This window comes from Geobacillus sp. LEMMY01, assembly GCF_002042905.1.
GTDB classification, from domain to species: domain Bacteria; phylum Bacillota; class Bacilli; order Bacillales; family Anoxybacillaceae; genus Geobacillus; species Geobacillus proteiniphilus.
In genome coordinates this window covers 1-23363 of sequence record NZ_MVKA01000018.1, presented here as the reverse complement: position 1 = coordinate 23363, position 23363 = coordinate 1, and the positions used below count along the sequence as shown (strand labels likewise).

General features: G+C 50.7%; 33 protein-coding genes and 1 tRNA gene. 28 read left to right on the top strand and 6 right to left on the bottom strand.

Annotation, left to right across the window (positions count from 1 at the left end; all coding sequences use genetic code 11):
• Positions 1-11: 11 nt before the first annotated feature.
• The 11 genes from hisH (at position 12) to B1A75_RS10235 (ending at position 9434) form a co-directional block, all read left to right on the top strand.
• Positions 12-653, top strand: coding sequence for an imidazole glycerol phosphate synthase subunit HisH (hisH, locus tag B1A75_RS10285; protein ID WP_079936163.1), 642 nt, complete (start codon positions 12-14; stop codon positions 651-653).
• A complete protein-coding gene (gene hisA, locus B1A75_RS10280) occupies positions 653-1390 on the top strand; it encodes a 1-(5-phosphoribosyl)-5-[(5-phosphoribosylamino)methylideneamino]imidazole-4-carboxamide isomerase (protein ID WP_079936157.1) in 738 nt (245 codons plus the stop codon). The genes hisH and hisA overlap by 1 nt, the downstream gene beginning before the upstream one ends.
• Positions 1387-2145: an imidazole glycerol phosphate synthase subunit HisF gene (hisF, locus tag B1A75_RS10275; RefSeq protein WP_074044604.1), complete on the top strand. Its 759-nt coding sequence runs from the start codon at positions 1387-1389 to the stop codon at positions 2143-2145. The genes hisA and hisF overlap by 4 nt, the downstream gene beginning before the upstream one ends.
• Positions 2142-2789, top strand: a complete 648-nt coding sequence (hisIE, locus tag B1A75_RS10270; RefSeq protein ID WP_074044605.1) for a bifunctional phosphoribosyl-AMP cyclohydrolase/phosphoribosyl-ATP diphosphatase HisIE — start codon at positions 2142-2144, stop codon at positions 2787-2789. Before hisF ends, hisIE begins: the two co-directional genes overlap by 4 nt.
• A 152-nt stretch (positions 2790-2941) precedes the next feature.
• Entirely contained in the window at positions 2942-4414 is a 1473-nt protein-coding gene (locus B1A75_RS10265) for a tetratricopeptide repeat protein (protein ID WP_074044606.1), read from the top strand.
• 75 nt (positions 4415-4489) lie between these two features.
• A complete protein-coding gene (gene trxB, locus B1A75_RS10260) occupies positions 4490-5446 on the top strand; it encodes a thioredoxin-disulfide reductase (RefSeq protein ID WP_074044607.1) in 957 nt (318 codons plus the stop codon).
• Positions 5447-5738: 292 nt separating this feature from the next.
• Positions 5739-6215: an NUDIX hydrolase gene (locus B1A75_RS10255; RefSeq protein WP_074044608.1), complete on the top strand. Its 477-nt coding sequence runs from the start codon at positions 5739-5741 to the stop codon at positions 6213-6215.
• Positions 6216-6233: 18 nt separating this feature from the next.
• Positions 6234-7130: an RNase adapter RapZ gene (gene rapZ / locus B1A75_RS10250; protein ID WP_074044609.1), complete on the top strand. Its 897-nt coding sequence runs from the start codon at positions 6234-6236 to the stop codon at positions 7128-7130.
• Positions 7127-8080, top strand: coding sequence for a gluconeogenesis factor YvcK family protein (locus B1A75_RS10245; RefSeq protein WP_074044610.1), 954 nt, complete (start codon positions 7127-7129; stop codon positions 8078-8080). The genes rapZ and B1A75_RS10245 overlap by 4 nt, the downstream gene beginning before the upstream one ends.
• Positions 8081-8199: 119 nt before the next feature.
• Positions 8200-9162 (top strand): DNA-binding protein WhiA, encoded by a 963-nt coding sequence (gene whiA, locus B1A75_RS10240; RefSeq protein ID WP_074044611.1) that lies wholly within the window; start codon positions 8200-8202, stop codon positions 9160-9162.
• A 14-nt stretch (positions 9163-9176) separates the two neighbouring features.
• Entirely contained in the window at positions 9177-9434 is a 258-nt protein-coding gene (locus B1A75_RS10235; protein ID WP_011232533.1) for an HPr family phosphocarrier protein, read from the top strand.
• Between the two features lie 126 nt (positions 9435-9560).
• Here the strand turns inward: B1A75_RS10235 and clpP are convergent, their stop codons facing one another.
• The gene (gene clpP, locus B1A75_RS10230; RefSeq protein WP_011232532.1) at positions 9561-10151 is read right to left on the bottom strand and encodes an ATP-dependent Clp endopeptidase proteolytic subunit ClpP; all 591 of its coding nucleotides are present in this window, start codon (positions 10149-10151) and stop codon (positions 9561-9563) included.
• A gap of 316 nt (positions 10152-10467) precedes the next feature.
• On the opposite strand from clpP, the gene B1A75_RS10220 reads away from it, so the two are divergent.
• Positions 10468-10539 (top strand) — tRNA-Arg (locus tag B1A75_RS10220).
• A gap of 135 nt (positions 10540-10674) precedes the next feature.
• Here the strand turns inward: B1A75_RS10220 and B1A75_RS10215 are convergent.
• The 3 genes from B1A75_RS10215 to B1A75_RS10205 are packed head-to-tail and all read right to left on the bottom strand — an operon-like array spanning position 10675 to position 12782.
• Positions 10675-11808 (bottom strand): tyrosine-type recombinase/integrase, encoded by a 1134-nt coding sequence (locus B1A75_RS10215; protein ID WP_079936156.1) that lies wholly within the window; start codon positions 11806-11808, stop codon positions 10675-10677.
• 42 nt (positions 11809-11850) lie between these two features.
• On the bottom strand, positions 11851-12291 hold the full coding sequence (locus tag B1A75_RS10210) for an ImmA/IrrE family metallo-endopeptidase (RefSeq protein WP_079936155.1): 441 nt from the start codon (positions 12289-12291) through the stop codon (positions 11851-11853).
• A 20-nt stretch (positions 12292-12311) separates the two neighbouring features.
• Positions 12312-12782 (bottom strand): helix-turn-helix domain-containing protein, encoded by a 471-nt coding sequence (locus B1A75_RS10205; RefSeq protein ID WP_079936154.1) that lies wholly within the window; start codon positions 12780-12782, stop codon positions 12312-12314.
• A 143-nt stretch (positions 12783-12925) separates the two neighbouring features.
• On the opposite strand from B1A75_RS10205, the gene B1A75_RS10200 reads away from it, so the two are divergent.
• The 16 genes from B1A75_RS10200 (at position 12926) to B1A75_RS10125 (ending at position 21246) form a co-directional block, all read left to right on the top strand.
• Positions 12926-13162 carry a helix-turn-helix transcriptional regulator gene (locus tag B1A75_RS10200; protein ID WP_015985936.1) on the top strand — a complete coding sequence of 79 codons (237 nt, stop codon included), beginning with the start codon at positions 12926-12928 and terminating at the stop codon, positions 13160-13162.
• Positions 13163-13176: 14 nt separating this feature from the next.
• A complete protein-coding gene (locus tag B1A75_RS10195) occupies positions 13177-13911 on the top strand; it encodes a phage antirepressor KilAC domain-containing protein (RefSeq protein WP_176202404.1) in 735 nt (244 codons plus the stop codon).
• Between the two features lie 13 nt (positions 13912-13924).
• Positions 13925-14194 (top strand): DUF771 domain-containing protein, encoded by a 270-nt coding sequence (locus tag B1A75_RS10190; protein ID WP_303048389.1) that lies wholly within the window; start codon positions 13925-13927, stop codon positions 14192-14194.
• Positions 14166-14453 carry a hypothetical protein gene (locus tag B1A75_RS10185; protein WP_079936153.1) on the top strand — a complete coding sequence of 96 codons (288 nt, stop codon included), beginning with the start codon at positions 14166-14168 and terminating at the stop codon, positions 14451-14453. Before B1A75_RS10190 ends, B1A75_RS10185 begins: the two co-directional genes overlap by 29 nt.
• A gap of 692 nt (positions 14454-15145) precedes the next feature.
• The gene (locus B1A75_RS10175; RefSeq protein ID WP_008881991.1) at positions 15146-15340 is read left to right on the top strand and encodes a hypothetical protein; all 195 of its coding nucleotides are present in this window, start codon (positions 15146-15148) and stop codon (positions 15338-15340) included.
• Positions 15341-15364: 24 nt separating this feature from the next.
• The gene (locus B1A75_RS10170) at positions 15365-15841 is read left to right on the top strand and encodes a siphovirus Gp157 family protein (RefSeq protein WP_079936151.1); all 477 of its coding nucleotides are present in this window, start codon (positions 15365-15367) and stop codon (positions 15839-15841) included.
• Positions 15838-16536 (top strand): ERF family protein, encoded by a 699-nt coding sequence (locus B1A75_RS10165; RefSeq protein WP_079936150.1) that lies wholly within the window; start codon positions 15838-15840, stop codon positions 16534-16536. The genes B1A75_RS10170 and B1A75_RS10165 overlap by 4 nt, the downstream gene beginning before the upstream one ends.
• Entirely contained in the window at positions 16533-16688 is a 156-nt protein-coding gene (locus B1A75_RS19900) for a hypothetical protein (RefSeq protein ID WP_176202403.1), read from the top strand. Before B1A75_RS10165 ends, B1A75_RS19900 begins: the two co-directional genes overlap by 4 nt.
• A gap of 19 nt (positions 16689-16707) precedes the next feature.
• On the top strand, positions 16708-16932 hold the full coding sequence (locus B1A75_RS10160; protein ID WP_079936149.1) for a hypothetical protein: 225 nt from the start codon (positions 16708-16710) through the stop codon (positions 16930-16932).
• Positions 16933-16946: 14 nt separating this feature from the next.
• On the top strand, positions 16947-17870 hold the full coding sequence (locus B1A75_RS10155; RefSeq protein ID WP_079936148.1) for a DnaD domain protein: 924 nt from the start codon (positions 16947-16949) through the stop codon (positions 17868-17870).
• An 18-nt stretch (positions 17871-17888) separates the two neighbouring features.
• Positions 17889-18152 (top strand): replicative helicase loader/inhibitor, encoded by a 264-nt coding sequence (locus B1A75_RS10150; RefSeq protein WP_079936147.1) that lies wholly within the window; start codon positions 17889-17891, stop codon positions 18150-18152.
• Positions 18149-19399, top strand: a complete 1251-nt coding sequence (locus B1A75_RS10145) for a replicative DNA helicase (RefSeq protein WP_079936146.1) — start codon at positions 18149-18151, stop codon at positions 19397-19399. Before B1A75_RS10150 ends, B1A75_RS10145 begins: the two co-directional genes overlap by 4 nt.
• Before the next feature lie 4 nt (positions 19400-19403).
• Positions 19404-19832: a hypothetical protein gene (locus B1A75_RS10140; protein WP_079936145.1), complete on the top strand. Its 429-nt coding sequence runs from the start codon at positions 19404-19406 to the stop codon at positions 19830-19832.
• On the top strand, positions 19829-20287 hold the full coding sequence (locus B1A75_RS10135) for an HNH endonuclease (protein ID WP_079936144.1): 459 nt from the start codon (positions 19829-19831) through the stop codon (positions 20285-20287). Before B1A75_RS10140 ends, B1A75_RS10135 begins: the two co-directional genes overlap by 4 nt.
• A gap of 89 nt (positions 20288-20376) precedes the next feature.
• Positions 20377-20874 (top strand): single-stranded DNA-binding protein, encoded by a 498-nt coding sequence (gene ssb, locus B1A75_RS10130; protein ID WP_079936143.1) that lies wholly within the window; start codon positions 20377-20379, stop codon positions 20872-20874.
• 18 nt (positions 20875-20892) lie between these two features.
• Positions 20893-21246 (top strand): hypothetical protein, encoded by a 354-nt coding sequence (locus B1A75_RS10125; protein ID WP_254866622.1) that lies wholly within the window; start codon positions 20893-20895, stop codon positions 21244-21246.
• A gap of 147 nt (positions 21247-21393) precedes the next feature.
• Here B1A75_RS10125 and B1A75_RS10120 read toward each other — a convergent pair whose 3' ends face one another.
• Together B1A75_RS10120 and B1A75_RS10115 are read right to left on the bottom strand one after the other, a co-directional pair.
• On the bottom strand, positions 21394-22851 hold the full coding sequence (locus tag B1A75_RS10120; protein ID WP_011229486.1) for an IS66-like element ISGka4 family transposase: 1458 nt from the start codon (positions 22849-22851) through the stop codon (positions 21394-21396).
• Positions 22852-23077: 226 nt separating this feature from the next.
• The coding region (locus B1A75_RS10115; protein ID WP_176202402.1) for a transposase at positions 23078-23363 on the bottom strand (286 nt) is incomplete at its 5' end.

Sequence of the window (23363 nt, the reverse complement as noted above, 5' to 3'; positions counted from 1 at the left end):
AAAGGAATGGGATGACGATGATCGGGATCATCGACTATGGCATGGGCAACTTATACAGCGTCAGCAAAGCGCTCGAGCGGCTCGGCTGTCCGTATGTCCTAAGCGGCGACAAAGAGGAGCTGGAGCAGGCGCGCGGGCTGATTTTGCCCGGTGTCGGCTCGTTTCGCGATGCGATGCACATTTTAAATGAGACAGGCCTAGCCGCTTTCATCCGTTCGGCGGCTGAAAACGGCACGCCGCTGCTCGGCATTTGTTTAGGGATGCAGCTATTGTTTGACGAAAGCGAGGAAAATGGGCCGACAAAAGGGCTTGGCTTGCTTCGCGGCCGCGTCGTCCGCTTTCCGGGCGTCACGAAAACCGGCGAGCCATATAAAGTGCCGCACATGGGCTGGAACCGGCTCCGTTTCCATCGTCCGTCGCCGCTCCTTAATGGCGTCGAGGAAGGGCATGTCTATTTTGTCCATTCGTATTATGTCGTTCCGGGGGATGAGGACGTCGTGCTCGCGAGCAGTGAATATGACGTTGATGTTCCGGCGGTCGTCGGGCGCGGCTATGTGTTTGGCACACAGTTTCATCCGGAAAAAAGCGGCGCGGTCGGCATGAGCATCTTGAACAATTATGTCGGCATCGTCACGGGAAGGGGGAACGGCTGATGGCGGCGTTTACGATTTATCCGGCGATCGATATGCGCGGCGGCCGATGCGTCCGCCTGCTGCAAGGCGATTACAACAAAGAAACGGTGTACGGCGATTCGCCGGTCGCGATGGCCGAGCAATTCGCCGCCCAAGGGGCGGAGTGGATTCATATGGTCGATTTGGACGGAGCGAAAGAAGGGCGCCGCGTCAACGACCGGTTTGTCATTGAAGCGGCTCGGCGCCTTTCCGTCCATGTGCAAGTGGGCGGCGGCATCCGGACGGAAGAGGATATCGTGTATTATTTAGAAAACGGGGTCGCTCGCGTCATTTTAGGAAGCGCGGCCATTTCCGACCCGCCGTTTGTGAAAAAGATGCTCCAAAAATACGGCCGCCGCATCGTGATTGGCATTGACGCCCGCGACGGCTTCGTGGCGACGGAAGGGTGGATTGCGACGTCGAACGTGAAAGCGGAAGAGCTCGGGCGGATGCTCGCCGAGGCGGGGGCGGAGACGTTTATTTTCACCGATATTGCGACCGATGGCACGCTGTCGGGCCCGAACATCGCCGCCGCGGTCCGATTGGCCGAGGCGACGGGAAAAGAAGTAATCGCTTCTGGCGGCGTCAGCTCGCTTGACGATTTGCGCGCGCTCCGCCAATATGCTGGACAAGGCATCGGCGGCGCGATCGTCGGCAAGGCGCTTTATACGAATCAGTTTACGCTCACGGAAGCGCTCAAGGCGGTGAACGAACGATGATCACGAAGCGCATCATCCCGTGTCTCGATGTGAAAGACGGCCGCGTCGTCAAAGGGGTGCAGTTTGTCCAGCTGCGCGATGCCGGCGATCCGGTGGAGCTCGCGAAGGCGTACGATGAGCAAGGGGCGGACGAGCTTGTGTTTTTGGACATTTCCGCTTCCCATGAAGGGCGGAAAACGATGGTGGATGTCGTCGAGCGCGTCGCCGCCCAGCTAGCGATTCCGTTTACGGTCGGCGGCGGCATCCACTCGCTTGATGACATGAAGCGCATGTTGCGCGCCGGGGCCGACAAAGTGTCGCTCAACACCGCCGCGGTGCTCCATCCGACCTTGATCACCGAAGGGGCGGACTTTTTCGGCTCGCAATGCATCGTCGTCGCCATTGACGCGAAATACGATGAAACGCTTGGTTCATGGCGCGTCTATACGCACGGCGGCCGCAACGCCACGGACTGGGAAGTCGTCGCTTGGGCGCAGGAAGCGGTCCGCCTTGGCGCCGGGGAGATTTTGTTGACGAGCATGGACGCGGACGGCGGCAAAAACGGTTTTGATATTGAGTTGACGCGCAAAGTGAGTGAAGCGGTCTCGGTTCCGGTCATCGCCTCGGGCGGCGCCGGCAAGGCGGAGCATTTCCTTCAAGCTTTTGAAGAGGGGAAAGCAGACGCGGCGCTCGCGGCATCGATTTTCCATTACAAAGAAACGTCGGTCGGACAAGTGAAAGCGTACTTGAAAGAAAGAGGGGTGAACGTGCGATGACGGCGGACATTCGCTTTGATGAAAAAGGGCTTGTACCCGCGATCGTCCAAGATGCGCAAAGCAAGGAAGTGCTCACGCTCGCCTATATGAACAAAGAGTCGCTTGAAAAAACGCTGGAGACCGGAGAAACATGGTTTTACAGCCGCTCGCGCCAAGAACTATGGCATAAAGGGGCGACATCTGGGAACGTGCAGCGCGTTGTCGACATCCGCTACGACTGCGACGCCGACGCCCTGCTCGTTCTCGTCGAGCCGGCCGGTCCGGCCTGCCATACCGGGTCGTATTCCTGCTTTTCCCGCTCGCTGGACGGCGCGGCGCGCACGCCGGCTGCCGATCGATTCGCCATTTTGAACGAGTTGGAACAGATCATCGCCAAGCGCGACGCCGAACGGCCGGAAGGGTCGTACACGACATATTTGTTTGAAAAAGGCGTCGATAAGATTTTGAAAAAAGTCGGCGAAGAAGCGGCGGAAGTCATCATCGCCGCCAAAAACCAAAACCACGAGGAATTGAAATGGGAAGCAGCCGACTTATTGTACCATTTGCTTGTGCTGTTGCGCGAACAAAAGTTGCCGCTTGACGCGGTGTTGGAGACGCTTGCCGAGCGGCACGCGCAAAAGGCGGGAGCGGGCGACAAAAAATAACAAGATGGTTCGGGGAGAAAAAGGAACGTCTGCCATCGCGCCGGCGTTCCTTTTTTGCACGGAAAAACCGGATTCCTGAAGTTTCTTGCCTGTTTTCGCCGCCGATATGGTATACTGTTGTTCGACGAATTTTACGGACGACGGAGGACAGAATGGGAAAACAACTGAAGCGATCATCACGAAAAGCGACGATTGTACCGTTCATCCAAAGCGGGGATTACTTTTTTAAAAAAGGAATGAAAGCATACGACCAAGGCGATTTGGAAAAGGCGAGGAAATATTTTGAGCGCGCCGTCCGTTTGGATGAGCGCGACGCCTCATTCGCCTTGCAGCTTGCCCTTGTGCTGTCGGAGCTTGGTGAATATCAATTTTCCAATCAATGGCTGTTCAAAATTATCCACGATTTGGACGAAACGATGTACGACTGTTTGTATTTTTTGGCGAACAATTTCGCCTGTCTCGGCTTGTTTCGCGAAGCGAGGCAATACGCGGAGCGTTATTTGGCGCAAGAGCCGGCCGGAGAGTTTGCCGACGATGCCGCTGACTTGCTTGAGCTGCTTCGGCTCGATGGCCCGGAATGGACGGAAGAGCAGGAGCAGCTGATGGTGCTGGAGGATCGAGCCCGCCGTTTGCTTGAGGAGGAGCGGTTTGCGGAAGCGATTGAAGCGCTTGAAGCGCTCGTCGCGCGCTATCCGGACGTTTGGTCGGCGCATAACAATTTGGCGCTTGCCTATTTTTACAGCGGCGATGTCGACAAAGCGAAACAGAAAGTGCGTGAAGTGCTCAAACGCGATCCCGGCAATTTGCATGCGCTTTGCAACGCACTTGTCTTCGCCTATTACTTGCGTGAGGAAGAACAGGCGGCCGCGCTTTGCGAGACGCTGGCCGGTTTGTATCCGTTTTTTCGTGAGCATCAATACAAGCTCGGGGCGACGTTCGCGCTTGTCGGGCGGTTCGATTTGGCGTTCCGTTGGCTGCACCGTTTGTATAAACAAGGCTTTGACGGTGATGGGCCATTTTATTATTGGCTTGCTTGCGCTGCCTACTATACTGGCCATGAGCCGCTCGCTCGGCAAATGTGGGAGATGCTTACCACCCTCCATCCCGAAAAACGCGGTGAGGAGCCATGGACCGTTTCAGCGCCGGTGGATGAGGCGCTCATCCGCTTGATGGCTTGGCTGGAGGGCGACGAGCTGGCCGACCGTCTGTACGGATTGTACTTGTTCAGCCGCTCGCCGCAGGCGAAAGAGCCATCGATGTCGCTTGCGGTATGCCGCCTCTTGCCGTCCGATCCCCGTCTGCGCCCGTTTATCGACTGCTTTTTGTTTGGCTTAACCGATGGCCCGTCCGCTTGGGCGGCGAACATCGGCCGCATGGTCGATGCGCTTTCGGCACATAATGAGGGAAAGGAAGCGCTCTGCCGCTTCGCCTTCGCGATGGCCGTCCATCCGTCGGCTGATCGCGAGCCGTTTGCGAACGGGGCCGCGTGGGCGGCGGCGATCGAATACATTTGGCGCCGACAGCAAGGAGAGCGTGTGACGCAAAGAGAGATGGCGGCCAAATACGGCGTTTCGGCGGCGACGGTGCAAAAATACGTGCAAAAAGCGCGCCGGCTATATACATGAGCAAATCAATAGACAGTACGAATCGACTTCTATACGATGAAAATGGAATGATTCTCGAGCGAAGGAGTGGACGGTGTGGCAGACGAAAAAATTTACGATGTCATTATTGCCGGAGCTGGGCCGGCAGGGCTGACGGCGGCTGTGTATACATCGCGCGCCAACTTGTCGACGCTGATGATCGAGCGCGGCGTCCCAGGCGGGCAAATGGTCAATACCGAGGAAGTCGAGAACTATCCTGGCTTTGAGACGATTTTAGGCCCCGAATTGGCGACAAAAATGTTTGAGCATGCGAAAAAATTCGGCGCGGAGTATGCGTATGGCGATGTGAAGGAAGTCATTGACGGCGAGGCGTACAAAACGGTCATCGTCGGCGACAAAGAGTACAAGGCCCGCGCCGTCATCATCGCCACCGGAGCTGAATATAAAAAACTCGGCGTACCGGGGGAAGCAGAGCTCGGCGGCCGCGGTGTTTCGTACTGTGCGGTGTGCGACGGGGCGTTTTTCAAAGGGAAAAATTTGGTCGTCGTCGGCGGCGGCGACTCGGCGGTCGAAGAGGGCGTCTATTTGACGCGGTTTGCCAATAAAGTGACGATCGTTCACCGCCGCGACAAGCTGCGGGCGCAAAAAATTTTGCAAGACCGGGCGTTCGCCAATGAAAAAATTGATTTCATCTGGAACCATACGGTGAAACAAATCAACGAAAAGGATGGAAAAGTCGGCAGCGTGACGCTTGTGCATACGCAAACGGGCGAGGAGCGCGAATTTCCGTGCGACGGCGTCTTCATTTACATCGGGATGGTGCCGCTCTCGAAGCCGTTTGCCAATCTTGGCATCACGAATGAAAACGGCTATATCGTCACGAACGAAAAGATGGAGACGAAAGTGCCGGGCATTTTCGCCGCCGGTGATGTGCGGGAAAAAACGCTCCGGCAAATCGTGACGGCTACCGGCGACGGCAGCATCGCCGCGCAAAGCGCCCAGCATTACGTTGAGGAACTGAAAGAAAAGCTCAATAAGCAAGGGGTCAGCTGAGTCGGTAACGAAACCGCAACAAAACCGTAATGGTGATTTAACCCAGATGTAACACGAATGCAATAGAAGTATCGTATGCTATAAGTAAGTAATTGACCCCCTTTTATATAGATCCTTGATTCGGCGCGGGCGTTTGTCCGCGTCTCTTTTTTGCTGGCAACTCTGGTTCTGCCGGTTGGCTTTCCGCCGAGTCATCGGAGAAGCTGTCGGTGGGGTGTTTTCCAACGGTTTGAATGTGGAGCGGCCTAACTATTTATGGTAAAATAAAGATGATTATGTGCGTGTTTGCGGAATGGTTGGGGTGAACAAATTGCAACGGGTGACAAACTGCGTATTATATAAAGACGGCCAAGTGCTGCTTTTGCAAAAGCCGAAGCGCGGCTGGTGGGTCGCCCCGGGCGGCAAAATGGAGCTTGGCGAGACGGTGCGAGAAGCGTGCATTCGCGAATATCGGGAAGAGACGGGCATTTACTTGAAAAATCCGGAGCTGAAAGGCGTCTTTACGATCGTGATGAAAAATGGGGACGAAACGGTGTCGGAGTGGATGATGTTTACGTTTTTCGCCGACGACTTCATTGGCGAAAACGTGCCGTCTTCCGAAGAAGGGACGCTCGCTTGGCATCAGGTGGAGACGCTTTCGACGCTGCCGATGGCCCCTGGCGACTACCATATTTTGGACTACGCCTTGAAAGGCAAAGGGGTCATGTACGGGGTGTTTGTCTATACAGAGGAATTCGAGTTGCTTTCATATCGGCTCGATCCGAGCTGATGGAGAGGAGGGGCGGAGATGGGACAAAACGGGGCGTTGCAGCCGATTCAGCTCGTCATTATCACCGGCATGTCCGGCGCGGGAAAGACGGTGGCGATTCAAAGCTTCGAAGACCTCGGCTTTTTTTGTATTGACAACTTGCCGCCGACGCTGCTGCCGAAATTTTTGGAGCTCGTCAAAGAATCCGGGAATAAAATGAACAAAGTCGCCCTTGTCATGGATTTGCGTAGCCGCGACTTTTTCGATCATTTGTTCGCTGCGCTCGATGAGCTGGCTGAGCAAGCGTGGGTCATCCCCCAGGTGTTGTTCTTGGACGCCCAAGATTCGACGTTGGTGGCCCGCTACAAAGAAACGCGGCGGACGCATCCGCTTGCGCCGAACGAGCCCCCGCTTGAAGGAATCCGTTTGGAGCGGAAGCTGCTCGAAGAACTGAAAGGGCGGGCGCAGATCATTTACGATACGACCGGACTGAAGCCGCGCGAGCTGCGGGAGAAAATCATCCGCCAGTTTTCATCGCACGCTCAATCCGGGTTTACCATCAACGTCATGTCGTTTGGGTTTAAGTACGGCATTCCAATTGATGCAGATTTGGTGTTTGACGTCCGCTTTTTGCCGAACCCGCATTACATTGAACATATGCGTCCGAAAACCGGGTTGGATGACGACGTATCGTCCTACGTGCTCAAGTGGGGGGAAACGCAAAAGTTTTTGGAAAAGCTGATCGACTTGTTGTCGTTTATGCTGCCGTATTACCAGCGCGAAGGAAAAAGCCAGCTGGTGATCGCCATCGGCTGCACGGGCGGCCAGCACCGTTCGGTGGCGCTCGCCGAATATATCGCCCGCCATTTTTCGGCTGACTATAAAACCGTTGTCTCGCACCGGGACATGGAGAGGAGAAAGGACATACACCGATGAGGAACGAACAAGCAGCGAAACTGGTCGTCATCGGCGGCGGCACCGGGCTTCCCGTCCTGCTGAGGGGGCTGAAGCAGCATGAGTTGGATTTGACCGCCATTGTCACCGTCGCCGATGATGGCGGAAGTTCCGGGCGGCTGCGCGATGAGCTGCACATTCCGCCGCCCGGGGATGTCCGCAACGTATTGGCCGCGCTGTCTGACGTCGAACCGCTCATTGTCGAGCTGTTCCAGCACCGTTTTCAAAACGGCAACGGCTTATCCGGCCATTCGCTCGGCAATTTGATTTTGGCGGCGCTCACATCGATCACCGGCGACTTTGTCAAGGCGATCCGTGAGATGAGCAAAGTGTTGAACGTGCGCGGCCAAGTGCTGCCGGCGGCGAACAAAAGCGTCGTCTTGCACGCGGAGATGGAAGATGGTTCCGTTGTCTCTGGCGAGTCAAAAATCCCGAGTGCGGGGAAAAAAATTAAGAGGGTGTTTTTAACCCCAGAGGATATTGAGCCGCTGCCGGAGACGGTTGATGCCATCCGCCGCGCCGATTTGATCGTCATCGGGCCGGGCAGCTTGTACACAAGCATCTTGCCGAATTTGCTCGTACCGAAAATCGGGCAGGAAGTATGCAAGGCGAAGGCGAAAAAAGTATATATATGCAACATTATGACTCAGGCCGGCGAGACGCCGCACTATACGGTGAGCGACCATGTGGAGGCGCTTCATGCTCATCTTGGCGGCCCGTTTTTGGATGTGGTGATCATCAACAGCGGAGCGATCCCGGAAGCGATCCGCCGCCGCTACGAGGCGGAGCGGGCCGAGCCGGTGCGTGACGACAGCAGCGGGCTTTCGTTGCAAGTCATCCGCGACGATATTGTCACGTACGAGGATGGGGTCATTCGCCATAATACGGCGAAAGTCGCCGCCCTTCTTCTCGGGCTTCTCCCTCACCGTTAAAGGCGGGGCCCGAGTAGGCCGTAAAGCGTCATTATGGGCGGCGATGCTTCCGATGGCCGCGCCGAATGTCAGGCACCTCCACCGGCCGGATGCGGGGAACGAATGGAGGTGGAGCGATCGTGTCTTTTGCATCGGAAACGAAAAAGGAATTGACCCATTTAGAGGTGAAGCCTTGCTGCTTGCGGGCGGAGCTGTCGGCGCTTTTGCGCATGAACGGTTCACTGTCGTTTTCCGGCGGGCGAATGGCCATCGATGTCCAGACGGAAAATGCGGCGATCGCTCGGCGCATTTATACGCTGCTGAAAAAAGGGTATGATGTCGCAGTCGAGCTGTTTGTCCGCAAGAAAATGCGCTTGAAAAAAAACAACGTCTACATCGTCCGCGTGACCGACGGTGCGGCCGCACTCCTTCGCGAGCTTTACATTGTGAACGGCGATTTTTCGCTCATCCATGACATTTCTCCGGAACTCGTCAAGAAAAAATGCTGCAAGCGCTCGTATTTGCGCGGCGCATTTTTGGCCGGCGGTTCGGTCAACAACCCGGAGACGTCGTCATACCATTTGGAGATTTTTTCGCTGTATGAGGAGCATAACCGGGCGTTATGCGAATTGATGAACAGCCACTTTTTTTTAAATGCGAAAACGTTGGAACGGAAAAAAGGGTTTATTACGTATTTAAAAGAGGCGGAAAAAATCGCCGAGTTTTTGAACATTATCGGCGCCCATCAAGCGCTGCTCCGCTTTGAGGACATTCGCATTGTCCGCGACATGCGCAACTCGGTCAACCGGCTCGTCAATTGCGAGACCGCGAATTTGAACAAAACGATCGGCGCCGCGCTCCGCCAGGTGGAGAACATCCGCTATATTGATGAAACGATCGGCCTTGATTCGCTGCCGGCCAAGCTGCGGGAAATCGCGAAACTTCGCATCGAGCATCAAGACGTGACGCTGAAAGAGCTCGGCGAGATGGTTGCCGGTGGAAAAATCAGCAAATCCGGCATCAACCACCGCCTGCGCAAAATTGATGAGATCGCGGAACGACTGCGGGCCGGAAAGCCGGTCGATTTCCATAAATCGCTGTAAAGGGGAGATGGAGAATGGTGGAAAAACAAGTGGAAGTGAAATTAAAAACCGGGCTGCAGGCGCGTCCGGCGGCGTTGTTCGTCCAAGAAGCGAACCGCTTTTCTGCCGATGTGTTTTTGGAAAAAGACGGAAAGCGAGTCAACGCGAAAAGCATTATGGGCTTGATGAGCCTCGCCATCGGCCATGGAGCGGTGATCACGCTCATTGCCGACGGTCCGGATGAGCAAGAAGCGATTGAAAAGCTCGCTGCCTATGTGCAAAAGGAAAAGTAAAGCAGCATGTGGGGCTGGCGGGGAAAGGAATGGAAAAGGCTGCTCCGTTTTTGTCGGAAGCAGCCTTTTTTCGTCAATGTCGGTGCAGACGCAGCTCTATAGCGGTTCTGCCAATGTGTGCATGCCTTATTTTTCATCAGCGCGCGTCAACACGCGGTCAATGATGCCGTATTCCATCGCTTTTTGCGCGGTCATAAAGTTGTCGCGGTCCGTATCGCGCTCGATCACTTCGATCGGCTGGCCGGTGTTTTCCGATAAAATGCGGTTCAATTTGTCACGCAAGAACAAAATGCGCTTCGCCGCAATTTCGATTTCCGTCGCTTGCCCTTGGGCGCCGCCGAGCGGTTGGTGGATCATGATTTCACTATTGGGCAAGGCGAACCGTTTCCCTTTCGCACCGGCGGCAAGCAAAAACGCCCCCATGGAAGCGGCCATGCCGATGCAAATCGTTGAAACATCCGGTTTGATGAACTGCATCGTGTCGTAAATCGCCAAGCCGGCTGTGATCGAGCCGCCCGGGCTGTTGATGTACAAGGAAATATCTTTGTCCGGGTCTTCCGCCGCCAAAAACAACAGCTGCGACACGATCGAGTTGGCCACTTGGTCGTCGATCGGGCTGCCAAGGAACACGATTCGGTCTTTCAATAAGCGCGAATAAATGTCGTACGCCCGTTCCCCGCGGTTCGTCTGTTCGATGACAGTCGGGATCAAATACATGAAAAAACGCCTCCTTTTCCATCCTAATGGATCGATATGTACGCTTTAATCATACAGGCATGGTCAATGAAGGTCAAACAAAACGACCTTCCCCATCCTTTATAACATATTCGCGGCTGGCGGCAAACATCCCTTTTTTCATCATAACCGCTTTTTTATTTTTTTAACCAGTTGCCTGTGGCGGTGGCATTGATGTGAAAGGAACAAAGGTTCAATTTTTCCTGTTTTTTATTGCATTTTTCCTCTTGCATTTTCGCACGATCCTGCTATAATAGAACATGCGACGGAACGAAACAGAGAAATAATGAAACGATATGCCCTCGTAGTGTAGTGGATAGCACGAGAGATTCCGGTTCTCTTAGCGTGGGTTCGAATCCTGCCGAGGGCGTTCCAACTATCCGACAAGTTCGGATTGAGATTCCCAAATCCCTTGATACGACCGCGTTTGCGGTCGTTTTTCATTTTTTGGGAATCCCGAAAAAACCGATAGAATCCGAAAAAATTTTGCACGAATTTTGCACGACTATTTGGCATGATACAGCTCCTCCATCGCGAGATCAACTTGACGGGACTCTTTTTGTTCCATCTCGTCTAAAATGTGCGAATACGTTTGCAAGGTGGTCACAATATCTTTATGTCCCAGCCGCCGGGAAACGTATTTGATATTCACTCCCTTATACAAAAGCATGGACGCATGAGTATGTCGGAGGCCGTGACAAGTAATTGGTTTAACCCTGACTTTTTTGCACAGTGCACGCAATGTTTTATTGACCGCGTTATTCGTTACAATTTCCATCTTTGTGTTGATGAATACTAAATTTTTCGTGTTTCTTAATCCGGTTTTCATCGCCAATTCATTTTGATGTTTTCGCAGTTCTTTGAGCATATTTAACGTCTCGTCATCGATCGTAATGGTTCGTTTTGAATCGAATGTTTTTGTATCGCTAAAGTCATTTTTATCCTTGAAATCCCACGTTTTATTGATCGTGATCGTTTTGTTTTTAAAGTCGACGCAATCCCATGTAAGCCCCATAATTTCCGAAAAACGGGCTCCAGTAGCGATTGCGAATAAAATGATGTATCGGGACATATATTTGGGTTTCATGCCTTTTTTGATTTCTGCTACAAGCCTTTTCACTTCGTCGAAATTGAGATACTTCAATTCGTCCGATTTTGTCTCCACTTCCCCTTTGATGATAACTTTATACGTCGGATCACGGGTGATGATCCCTTCCTCAATTGCATCGCGGAGGCATGATCGAATATACGTGTGTCGCTTTCGTACCGTCGCTGTTGTGTGGTTTTTGCCGATTTCATTGATGAACTTTTGGTACATATCGCGCGTTAAATCTTTCAGTTTAACTCCGGCGAAATATTTCTCAACTAACTCGACGGATAACTCAATATTCCTTTCATGCGCCAAGCTGTATTTCCCCTTTTTGTACAGCTCGAACCAATTCCGCATATATTCAGGAAAAAGCTGATCCCCAGCATTGATGTCGTATCCTTTGTGGAGCTGTTTCTCCAATTCAGCGGCCGCAAGCTCCGCCTCCTTTTTGGTGCGAAAACCGCCTTTCGTTTTCGTTTTGTATTTCCCATTCTCCTTATACGAAACGCGATAGCGCCAGCCGCTCTTGGTTTTTTGAATGCTAGCCATGTCATCTCCTCCCCTTGCAAAAGTGTAGAATATATGTTTGGTTCAGTGGTCAAAATTTTTTAGATGCACCACCTCCTTGGGGATGCCATACGCCGCGGCGGCCTCATAAATGGTTGCGTCAGTGCCGCGGTATGTATACAGCACATTATCCGACAGAAGCAATTCCACCGCAAATTCGTTGGCTTCTCGCTCCACCCTGTCCATGCAGAAAAGTGTGTTTTTTCGCAAAAATGAAGTGCTAAGTTCGGGATGCAGAATCGCATGTCCTAGTTCATGGGCACAGACGAAGCGTTTCATAGGCTCGTCCAACTCATCGTTAATATGGATGATTTGAATCCGACGGAACGTATGATGATACCCGTATATCCCGCCTAGTGGTTCAAATAACAGCACTATGCCTTTCTGCGATGCGATCTCAAAGGGGTTGTTCGTGCCGTGCTTTCGGATCATCTTCTCTACAATTTGTTTGATCTTTTCAGCCATAGCGAACCCCCTGGAGATGGTTATTCTTTTCGGTATTTCTTCGGCGTGAATTTTTGCTTTGCGATGCGCTTGGCGAGGCGGAGCGAGTTTTCTAGAGATGCGATCAGTAGTTCCCGATCTTCTGCGTCGAGTTCGTCGATGTCCACTCCGCCGAATGCAGCAAATCCACTTCCTGTCTTGAGTCCATTGATGATCTTTTCCAGCTCCTTTTGGATGTCGCGCTCGTCTTTCTCGGTAAGTTCGGGGAGCTTGGGTTTGTCGTTATCATCGAGGTATCCAGCGACTTTCAATAGTTCTTCATACGGGTAGTCATAAGCCTTGGCAATTTTTTTTAATGTTTCAGCAGAGGGATTGATGGGTGTTTTCGTTCTCGGATCTATCCCTTTTTCTAAATTCCGTAAATAATTATGGCTAATGCCGATACGTTCACTTGCCTCTCTAAGGGAAGCATTCCCTCGTAATTCCCTTAAAAGTTCACCTAGGCTTTTCATTAATCTGAACTCCTCCCTAAAATGTAACTTTTACATTACATATTGTAAATCAAAATTTACATAGAGTGAATTATTTCTTTGTAATTCATAGTTGACTAATTGTAATCCTTGAGTTACAATTAAAATCGACAGGAGGTGATAGAGTGAAAAACTGCTTGAGGGATGTTCGCCGGTCTTTTGATATTACTCAAGAAGAGCTAGCAAAGGCCGTTGGAACAACCCGTCAAACGATACACAAAATCGAAAGAGGGAAGTTAAAAAGGGCTCCATCGTATGAATTGATGTATGCTATCGCGCAATTCTTTGGAAAAAAGGTAGAGGATATTTTTTTTACACAAGTTGTAACTCATGAATTACAAGAGAAAAAAACAGCCGGGTAAGGAGGATTGCGCAATTGACAGAAATTCGAGCTTTCAACCATGAAATGTTTGGCGAGTTGCAAGTGTTAGTGGAAAACGGCGAGATTTATTTTCCGGCGACAGACGTAGCAATTATTTTGGGATACACCAATCCGCATAAAGCGATCAAGGATCATTGCAAAGAAAAGGGGGTAACGATTCGTTCAGCCCCTACAGCCGGTGGTGAGCAACAAAAGAAATTCATCACCGAAGGAAATCTCTATCGTTTAATTGCTCGAAGTAAACTTCCAGAGGCCGAAAAGTTTGAATCGTGGGTGTTTGATGAAGTCCTTCCAACCATCCGCAAAACTGGCGGCTATGTCTCGAATGATGAAATGTTCATCAATACGTATCTTCCGTTCGCGGACGAACAAACGAAAATGATGTTCCGCGGCATGTTGGAAACGGTGCGGCGACAAAACGAACAGATCGCGGCGATGAAGCCGAAAGTGGAGTATTTCGATGCGCTGGTTGACCGGAACTTGCTGACGAATTTCCGCGACACGGCGAAAGAACTGAAAATCAAGGAACGGTACTTCATCAACTGGCTTTTGGAGAACAAATTTGTGTATCGCGATCAGAAAGGGAAGCTCAAGCCATACGCGGCGTATGTTCCCGAGCTATTCGAGCTGAAAGAGTGGGAGCGAAACGGCAAGGCAGACGTGCAAACGCTGATCACGCCAAAAGGAAGAGAGACGTTCCGGTTATTGCTGAAGAAAGAAACGGCGTGAAGGGGGAGACGAAGTGAAAAGCAAAGTCTGGTGGTCGATGCAAGACCTAAAGGAACACACCGGCTACAGCGAGGATTGGCTGAAGGAGCATATCCTGCTACACCCTCGCTACAAGCCGATGCTCGACATTGAAAATGGTGGCTTCGTGTACTACCCGGAACGGAAAGGTGAACGTTGGTGCTTCATTGCATCGAAGATGGAGGAATTTCTTCAAAAGCATTTTCGAGACATCTTTTTGAAAAAGGGGGATCCTCATGCAAGTCAAAAAACTTTCGTTCAATGAGTTGCCGGAAGAGACCAAGAAGTTGGCGGATGACATCATAGACAAAGAGCGAATCATCAGCATTTTTAGCATAGAAGCGATTGACTACGGCAATGGAAACATCTCCTACAACATTAACGGGATCAGCAAAAACTTCATCGTGGAAATCGGCATTCACAGTCGGCGTGGTGTTGAGTGGGTCAACAGTGTTGGATTGAGTACCATTCGTGATGCGATTAAGGCATGCCCAGAGCTTTTGGAACGCTTCGGACTCGAGTGAAACGGAGGTGAAAAACATGAATATGGAATGCCCACGTTGTGGCGCAGAAGCTCGTTGGGAAGTAGTGGAAATCGTTGAGGGAAAAGGGTACGTTTGGGAAGCAGAATGCGATGAGTGCGGTTGGGAGGATAGCAAATACGAGTTTTGAACCTCGAATGAGTCGATTCAACCTTGAGAGAAAAAAAGGGGAAGGGCAAAGAGGGCGGCTCACCTTCTTTGCCAACTACTCCTTAGTGCCTATCCTCAGGCGCGGGATGTTGTCCTGTTTTTCCAAATTGCCTCATGTTTTTGGCCAATGTTGCCTGTCTCCTGCGTCTGAATATAGGCATTAGGGGAAAGGGGGTGGTTCATTGCGGAATGATGATAAAACAAAAGCACGTGTCCGCATAGGGGAACTTCTAAACATATGCCGCAAATGTCCGTATGGAGGTCTTCGCAACAGCAGTCGATATGTACAGCAATGCGAAACATGCGATGTCTATAAAGAAATGCGGACGCTTGGAGAGTGGCTTATCAATGATGCCAGTCAGCGCCCGAAAGACAAGAGGATCAAGAAATGGACAGAGGAAGAACGACGGATACTGCTCGACAATATTCATTTACCGGTCAGAACGTTGTCAGAGATGCTCAACCGTACAATACCATCAGTCAGAAATCAAATCGACCTTCTAAAGAGAAAGGGGCTGTTATAAATGGCTGTGGAAAATCCGATGACGCTTAACGTGAAATGGGAAGAACCGAGAGTGATCGGCGAATGTGCCGGATGCTTCTCCGACATTGTCGAAGGCGAAGGATACATTGAGTTTCCAGACGGCCTTCTCGTACATTACGACCGCTCTTGCGCGATGGCGTTTTGTTTAGAACACGGCGAATTGAAGCATTACTAAAGACCTGTAAAGGGGAGAGCGCTCATGAAGCTGTACGAACTAGCAGCCAACTATGCCGAATTGCTGAATATGGCTGAAGAAATGGATTCAGAGGCGTTGGTTGATACATTAGAAGCGATTCGCGATGAAATCGAACTCAAGGCGGAAAACATTGCAAAGTTGATCCGCAACCTCGAAGCGGATGCGAAAGCCATTCGAGAAGAAGAAAAGCGACTAAACGAGAAAAGAACAGCAATTGAAAATAAGGTGAAACGGCTGAAATCGTATCTAGTCGAGCAATTGGAGCACGCAGGCATTCAAAAAATTAAGCGACCGACCATCACAGTTTACATCCAGGATAATCCGCCGTCCGTGAATGTTGTAGATATGTCGGTGATCCCTGCGGAGTTTTTGAAACAAAAAGTCGAGGTGGACAAAAAAGGCATTTTGGAGCGGATCAAAAACGGAGAGCAAATTCCAGGCGTTGAACTAAAACGAGAAAAAGGAGTGAGAATTCGATGACGAAAACAGCTGAACAACCAAAACCGCTCAATATCTATCAGAAACTCGTTGAAATTAGAAAAACGGTCGATGTGTTCGTAAAAGACTCGCAAGGGTACGGCTATCGTTATGTATCCGGCACGCAGGTGCTGAAAAAGATTCGAGAAAAAATGGACGAATTGGGCGTGTTGCTCGTCCCAATCGTCCTCAACCAAACACACTCTACTTTTAATTATACCGTATGGGACAGAGAAAATAAACGCGAACGGCCAAAAACAGACTTTGTTGTCACTGGCGACATGAAATATGTATGGATCAACGCTGACGATCCGAGCGATCGCATCGAAATCCCTTGGCAGTACATGGGACAACAAGACGACATTTCAAAAGCGTTTGGCAGTGCCTTGACGTACACGGAACGATACTTTCTCATGAAGTTTTTCAGTGTTCCGACTGACGAGGACGATCCCGACGCGAGAGATACGAAGGAAAAGCAAAATGGGCAGCTTGACAAAAACGGGAAAACCAAAAAGGCGAGCGAAAAGCAACTGGAATACATCGACACGCTGATTTCTCGCAGAGTAACCGCCGATTGGCCAAAAGAAAAGTTATACGAAAAACTCAAAGAAACGATGGGTGTTGACAAAGAACCGTCTGAATGGACGGTCGAGGAAGCAAGCAAAGCGATCTCGATCATAACGGGGCGGTTCGAATGAAAACATGGATGAAACGGTTCGGGGAAGCGTATTGGCGCTTCCTCGAAACCGATGAGGATACGGACGCGATTTTAAGAGAAACGAAGCTGGGGTGGCTTCCCTACGCTGTTTCCGGCGCGATTCTCGCTTTGATTCTTATAGGGAACCATTGAAACTCGGAGATGAGACCGATTGGCCACAAGAAAGAAGAAAGAGAAGGTTCAAAAGGCATTTAAAGAAGGGCTCGAATATCGAGTAGCCTTGCCGTTTTGCTATACGTGGATGGCTAGAACGAAAAAGGAATACGAAGCCTATGCCAGAGGATACATCCAAATCGTTCATCCAGAATTCAAAGTGATCGATGTAGATAGAGAAAAACAAATAGTGATTTGCGTTAAGGAAGATAAGACGCCATAAAAGGAGATGGCAACATGCTGACTGGACATCCTATTGTAGATAAAGTAGCAAAAATCAATCTCGCTGGGACGGTAATCCCTCACAATTGGTTTAGCACCATTACTTTTGAGAATGGAAAGCCAGATACGATTGCAATCGTTCTTCTATCCGAAATTGTATATTGGTATCGGCCAATGTTCATAAAGGACGAAGCGACAGGACGAATCAAGGAGGTTCGAAAACGTTTCAAGGCCGATCTTTTACAACGAAGCTACGATAGCCTCGCTGAACAGTTTGGCTTCACCAAAAGGCAGGTGAAGGATGCTATAAAGCGGTTAGAAGATAAAGGTTTGATCCGACGAGAATTCCGAAACATCCATGTAGATGGAATGACACTGACTAACGTGCTTTTCATAGAGCTGAATCCGGAAAAACTATCAGAATTCACATACGGAGTAGAGGATATGACGACAGATGAAATAGGTTCTGACGTTTCAACGGATAAGGTATTACGTTCTAACGTCACACCCTATGCGATAGAGCGTCAGACAAATACAGAGATTACTACAAAGACTACTACAAATATAGATGATGATAAGCGCGAATTGATAAACGATACTTCGAGAGAAGAAAAAACCAAATGCAATCCTGTTACCGAATTCGAGAAAGCATTTGGTTATCTGCCCCCTTCTATCTTGCAACAGGAGTTTGAACAAATAATCGAAAGTGGACAATTTCAAGAACCGGAAGAGATCATCGTCGAAGCGATCCGATTGGCGCGGAAACAAATGCCGCGGAATCCGGCACGCTACATTTCTAGCATTCTACGAAACTTCGAATTCATGGGGCTGTTCACTCTTGAGGACGTAAAAGAGTACAACGAAATGTTCGAGCAAAAGAGGAAACAGGCGCAGCGCCGCCGGCAATCGCCAACCGAGATCAACTGGGACGAACTCTAGCCAAAGGGGAGAACCGGCATGACAAGAGAGCAAGTGAAGCACGTCATGAAGCTCATTTCATTCGTCTATTCAAACTTCGAGGTATCGAAAGAGAAAGTAGACATTTGGTACGACTTGTTGGCGGACGAACCGTTCGACTTGGTGCTGTCCAACGCAAAGCGACATGCCAAGGAAAATACCTATCCGCCTACGATCGCCGAACTTTGCCATAGAGAGGAACGGCCGGCTTATTATGAGCTGTATGTTCACAACATGAACGCCGGAGAGGACTGGACACAATGAGTGTCGAGGCAGAAAAAGCAGTGTTAGGGACATTTCTTGAATGTCCCTACCTGCTCAAAGAAACGGTTCTGACCGAAACGCATTTCAGCGATCCGAAGCACCGGAAGCTGTTCGCCGCCATGAAGCGGATCGCACAGCAAGGAGACGAACCGGATATTGTGACGCTTTCCACGACAGAAGATGTGGCTGACTTTGGCGGCCTCTCCTATCTCAACGAGGTATCCGCATTTGCAAACGAAACGAAATTCGACCAATACGAGGCGTTGGTTCTTGACGAATGGAAAGAGCGTGAGAAGCGGCGGATTCTTGTTGTGGCGGCGCAGGAAAATTGGGATATTGACAAGATCACAACCGCGCTGACTCGTTTAAACGAAGGGAGGATCACCGACCATCATGACATCAGCGATTTGTTGCATGAGGTGGCCGAAGCGCCGTGGACGCCGACCGAGCGGAAAATGGGTGCGCCGTCGGGCATTAGCGAACTTGACAAAATGCTGAACGGTTTCAACGATGGCGATTCGATCATTTTGGCAGCGCGACCGTCCATGGGGAAGACCGACTTCATGATCCATTTCGCGAAGAGCGTCGGATGGCACGGGTACTTGCCTATCGTGTTTTCGCTTGAAATGGCGGCCGACAAAATACGCGACCGGCTCATCGGTTCGATTGGCGGATTCAATCGAATGAAATTGCGAAATCCGTATCACGACTTGTCGGAAGAACAGAAGCGCATGTGGATCGAAGTCATTGGGAAGGCATCCGAAACGCGCATGCAAATCTTTGACGGCGCCGGACAGAGCATCGCGGACATTCGCTCGAAAATCAGAAAGTCCATCAATCGATTTCCGGACAGGAAGCCTGTCGTGTTCATTGACTATCTCACGTTGATACGGCCAGAGCGGTACTACGGCGGGAACATGCACTTGCAAGTCACCGAGATTTCCAGAGCGATCAAGGAGACGGCAAAAGAATTCAGTTGCCCGATCATCACACTGGCGCAACTGTCGCGAGATGTAGAGAAGCGAAGCGACAAGCGACCGTTGATGTCGGACATTCGAGAGTCGGGAAGCATCGAGCAGGACGCGGACGTGGTGATCTTTCTATACCGCGACAACTATTACAACGCCGAAGCTGATCCCCGCGTAGCGGAAGTCATTGTGGCCAAGAGCCGCAACGGGGCGGTTGGGACGGTTCGGGTTTCGTACAACCGGAACACGGGGGTGATCCAAGATTTATACCGTCCATGAACTGATGAAAGAAGCCATTCGTGACGAAACCGCTTCTCTTATCTATACGCTTCACTACTTTTTGTCCGCAGGACGGCTACGGCGCAACAGCACGATGGATGAACTCGAAGCGGCTATGGAAAGCGTGACTGAAGAAGACACACGCGCCATCACACGTCTTGTTGAGGAAAACCCTTTGAAGGTGTGCGAAATTCGCGTGTTTTCATTGAAAGTTGGGAAGGGGCGATTCGCCTTTGTGTTCGCCGTAAATGAAGAAGAAGCAAAGTCGTTTGTTCGGCACAAATACGGCATAGAACCGAAAAACTGTTTTCAATATCCGATCGATTTCCCTATGTCGATGGGCAATCGTTTCACGACTTTTCGAGAGATGGCAAGGGCGAAGAATTCGTTTCCGTCACTGGCCGGATTTTATCAAAAGGAGGTGAGGGAGTGAGTTTCAAGGAATGGCGTGCCGTTCCCAAGAAAGTGCCGGAGAAGCGAAGAAAACGGAAAGCACCTTCTCCAAAAACGAGAGGAAGCATCAGCAAAACCGAGTACAACCGCATGATCGAAATGTTTGGCTGTCGTTGCGTGATGTGCGGCGATCCGCGCATCGAGGCGCACCATGTCCGTTTCCGCTCCCAAGGCGGAAGGGGGAAGTGGAGAAACCTTGCTCCTTTGTACTACCGCTGCCATCGGGCTGTCCATCAGAATCGAGCGTTGGCGGAAAGGCTGATGGCGATGAGGGAAGACATGTTCGGGAAATGGTACTGGGCGGATGAATACGACTTGTATGAAAACGGGCTAATTAAAGAGCCGCTAAAGGAAAATTTCGAGAACTTTATGAAAGGGGAAGAAAATGAAGAAATGGTACGTCATTGTGCAGGAAAAGAAATCGGTGGATGGTGAGTGTTTGATCGAGATTAAAACCGTAGAGAGCCGGCCAAAAAAGTTTACGTATGTTGTGTTTGCCGAGAAATAGAAAGCGAGGGATTGACATGATTAACCGCGTCATTTTGACAGGACGGCTGACGGACGATCCGCAGTTTCGATATACACCAAGTGGAGTGGCTGTTGTCACATTTACACTGGCCGTCACACGCCCGTTTGCGAATCAAAATGGAGTGCGGGAAGCTGATTTCATTCGTTGCGTCGCGTGGCGAAAACAGGCGGAGAACATCGCAAACTATTTGAGAAAAGGGAGCATGGTCGGGATTGACGGGCGATTGGAAACGGGCAGCTATGAACGGAACGGACGGAGGACGTATTATACGCAGGTCGTGGTGGATATAGCGACGTTTTTGGAGCCGCGCAACGCTTCGAATTCGGACGCGAAACAGAAAGGGAATAGGGAGACACCCGAACAAGAGAAAAACGCCTCTGGGAGAGCGAGAGAAGCGTTTATGAAGCCGCCAGAGGAACAGGGATGGTTTAACGATCCTTTTGCTGATAACGGGGAGCCGATCGAAATGAACGATGACGATTTACCGTTTTGACGAAAGGGATGGTAGAGGGTGAAGGAGACGGATAAAAAGTGGCTCGATGGTGAAACATCGATAAAACCGGGAGATTGGGTGTATTGTGTCAGCGTAAATAGTGCGTACTGTGGATGGTTGGGCTACGTCGAATGGGTTAGGCCGCCCGTGGGAATGGTTCAGTTTACTCTTAACCACGACGAAAAGCCCGTTCGGAAAAGAAAACAAATGTTGCTCCGGCAATTGGCGCCTGTGGATCAATGGGAACTGACGAGGGAGAATATCGACGACATGGTGAATATCGCATTGGATACTGGCGACCAAGAATGGTTCGATCAACTGATCATGATGAGAAACGAGAGAGAAAAGGAGGAACAAAAATGGAGAAAGTGAGATTGTCGACGCGTCAAGAACACGCTTTGAAATGGTTGAAAAGAGAATACCCCGTCGAAGAGATCATGGAAAGTATCTATTCAGCCCAGTACTAGCGAGATTTTCAGAATCCAGCACCAATAGGGCATTCCCAGTATCGAAAATGCCCTAGGAGGAATGGAGAATCGTTTGAAGAGGCTCTCCGCTTAGAAGTCTTTGCAACGATTCCCACACCGGCTTTCCGTGTTTTTGCAGGGTGGAAACGACGCTGCGGATGACACAGAAAGCCTCGGCATCGTCTTCCTGACGAAACGTTCCAGAGATTTTTTGTTTGACTTTCACCATCCGTAAATCGCGTTCGGCTTGGTTATTGTCAAACGGCACTTCTTTCTTTCGCAGGAAGAGAAGCGCTTCTTGCTTGCGCTTTTCTAGGCGCCGGATGAAATTTTCCGCTTTGCGGACACCTAGATGGCTGCCTTGTCGGCAACGTTCATCGAGTTCCCGGCGTCCATTCGAAAGAAGCTCGTCGTACACCGCTTCCCAATACCGGACTTTCTCTTCCGGCAAGGCTCCGCCCGCTTTCTCCACTGCCTGTTTCATCTCCAACAGTGCTTCGGCCATCTTGTTCGACCAAGAGTGCTGGTAAAGTTCGGTATATTCCCGAAGCTCCCGGAGATGATGGGCGTGGCAAAGGGCATGGCTCGCCTGCGTATACATCGGGTATACGGAATACGCATCATGTACCATCGTTCCTTTGTACCGTGGCAAAATCCCGATGTCATCCGTCGCTTGTTTGCCACGCGAGCGATGAATCCCGTATCGGGTTTCCTTGGAAGTGGAAGCGACGTGCACCCATTGTTTCGTTCCCTTCACACGCAGGCTCGTTTCATCGACGTGCAGCGTGCTCGAGGTGAGCAGCGCGGCTTCGATTTCTTCGATCGCTGCTTCTAACACAGGCTGCCACCGTCTCGTCATGTTCACGACCGTTCCGGCACTAATGGGATGATGAAATAATGTTTTCACCATCTCCGTAATCCGTTCGCACGGAATCAACTGCGCGTGATTCCAGTATAACAGGAGTGAAGTGATGACCGGTCCATATTGTACATGATTGGTGACATAGAAAGGGAACTCCGCCTGCTGGACAAGTCGGCATTCCGGACAACGCTTGATTTCCCGCTCATGTTGAGTGACTTCCATGCGAACCACTGGGAGGTCGAACACTTGGCGAATGTCTACTTGAAGTGGATCGACATGTTCTAAAGAGTGACCACATCCTTTGCATTGGGTCACACGGTGAAGGACTCGATGGTCAGGATTCGGTGCTTGGCGGAGCGTCGTTCCTTGGTGCCCTGGCTGTCCTCCCGGCCGTTTCTCCGACGGTTGGCGAGAAGGAGATTTCGCCCCAAACCGGTCAGAGGACGGCGGTAAATGACTATTCGTACTGTTTTTTTTCGTACGGGCTTCTAATTCTGCAATACGTGCTTTCAATTGCTGGTTTTCTTGTCTTAACTGTTTATTTTCGTTGATGAGTTTTTCGATGGTCTGTGCTTGACGTTCGATGTTTGCCACCATGCTTTCGAGTGTGAAGACCGCTTCTTGGAAGCCAAAAGCAACATTTGCCATTGTGTTCACCTCCCATGTCTATGATGGTAATTAGTATAGACAAGGAAGGTACGAACAAACCGGCTCTCGTAAATTTTTTCTATGTACGGGCTGAATAGTTACATGCGAGCATCTCTTGCTTGGACATTTTTCTTCCAAAAACGGAGGCCATGATCAACGAACCGAACTGACGGCCAAACAGGTTCAATTCTTTGCGGCTCTAGGGCTGGAACCTCCTCCAAAGATTCTAGAAGGCCGGTGAATTAATGGGGCATAGACTTCCCTCATGTCGAATTTTGGAGACCATTCTCCCCGCCATTTGGCGCCAAAGGACGGGAAGACGAGCAGGACTTCCTGCTCCAAATTCCGTTTTTGCGCACGCCAAAGAGCCGGTCCCCCCTCGTTTTTTTCGAAACCGGCACAATCGCTTCAGATTTTGCACGACGGCGGTCAACAGCGCCTGTTCTTCCATGGCGTCCAGGCCCCGGCTTCGGGCCCGGTCCAGCCCATGAMATTCCTTCCCTTCGGCGAAC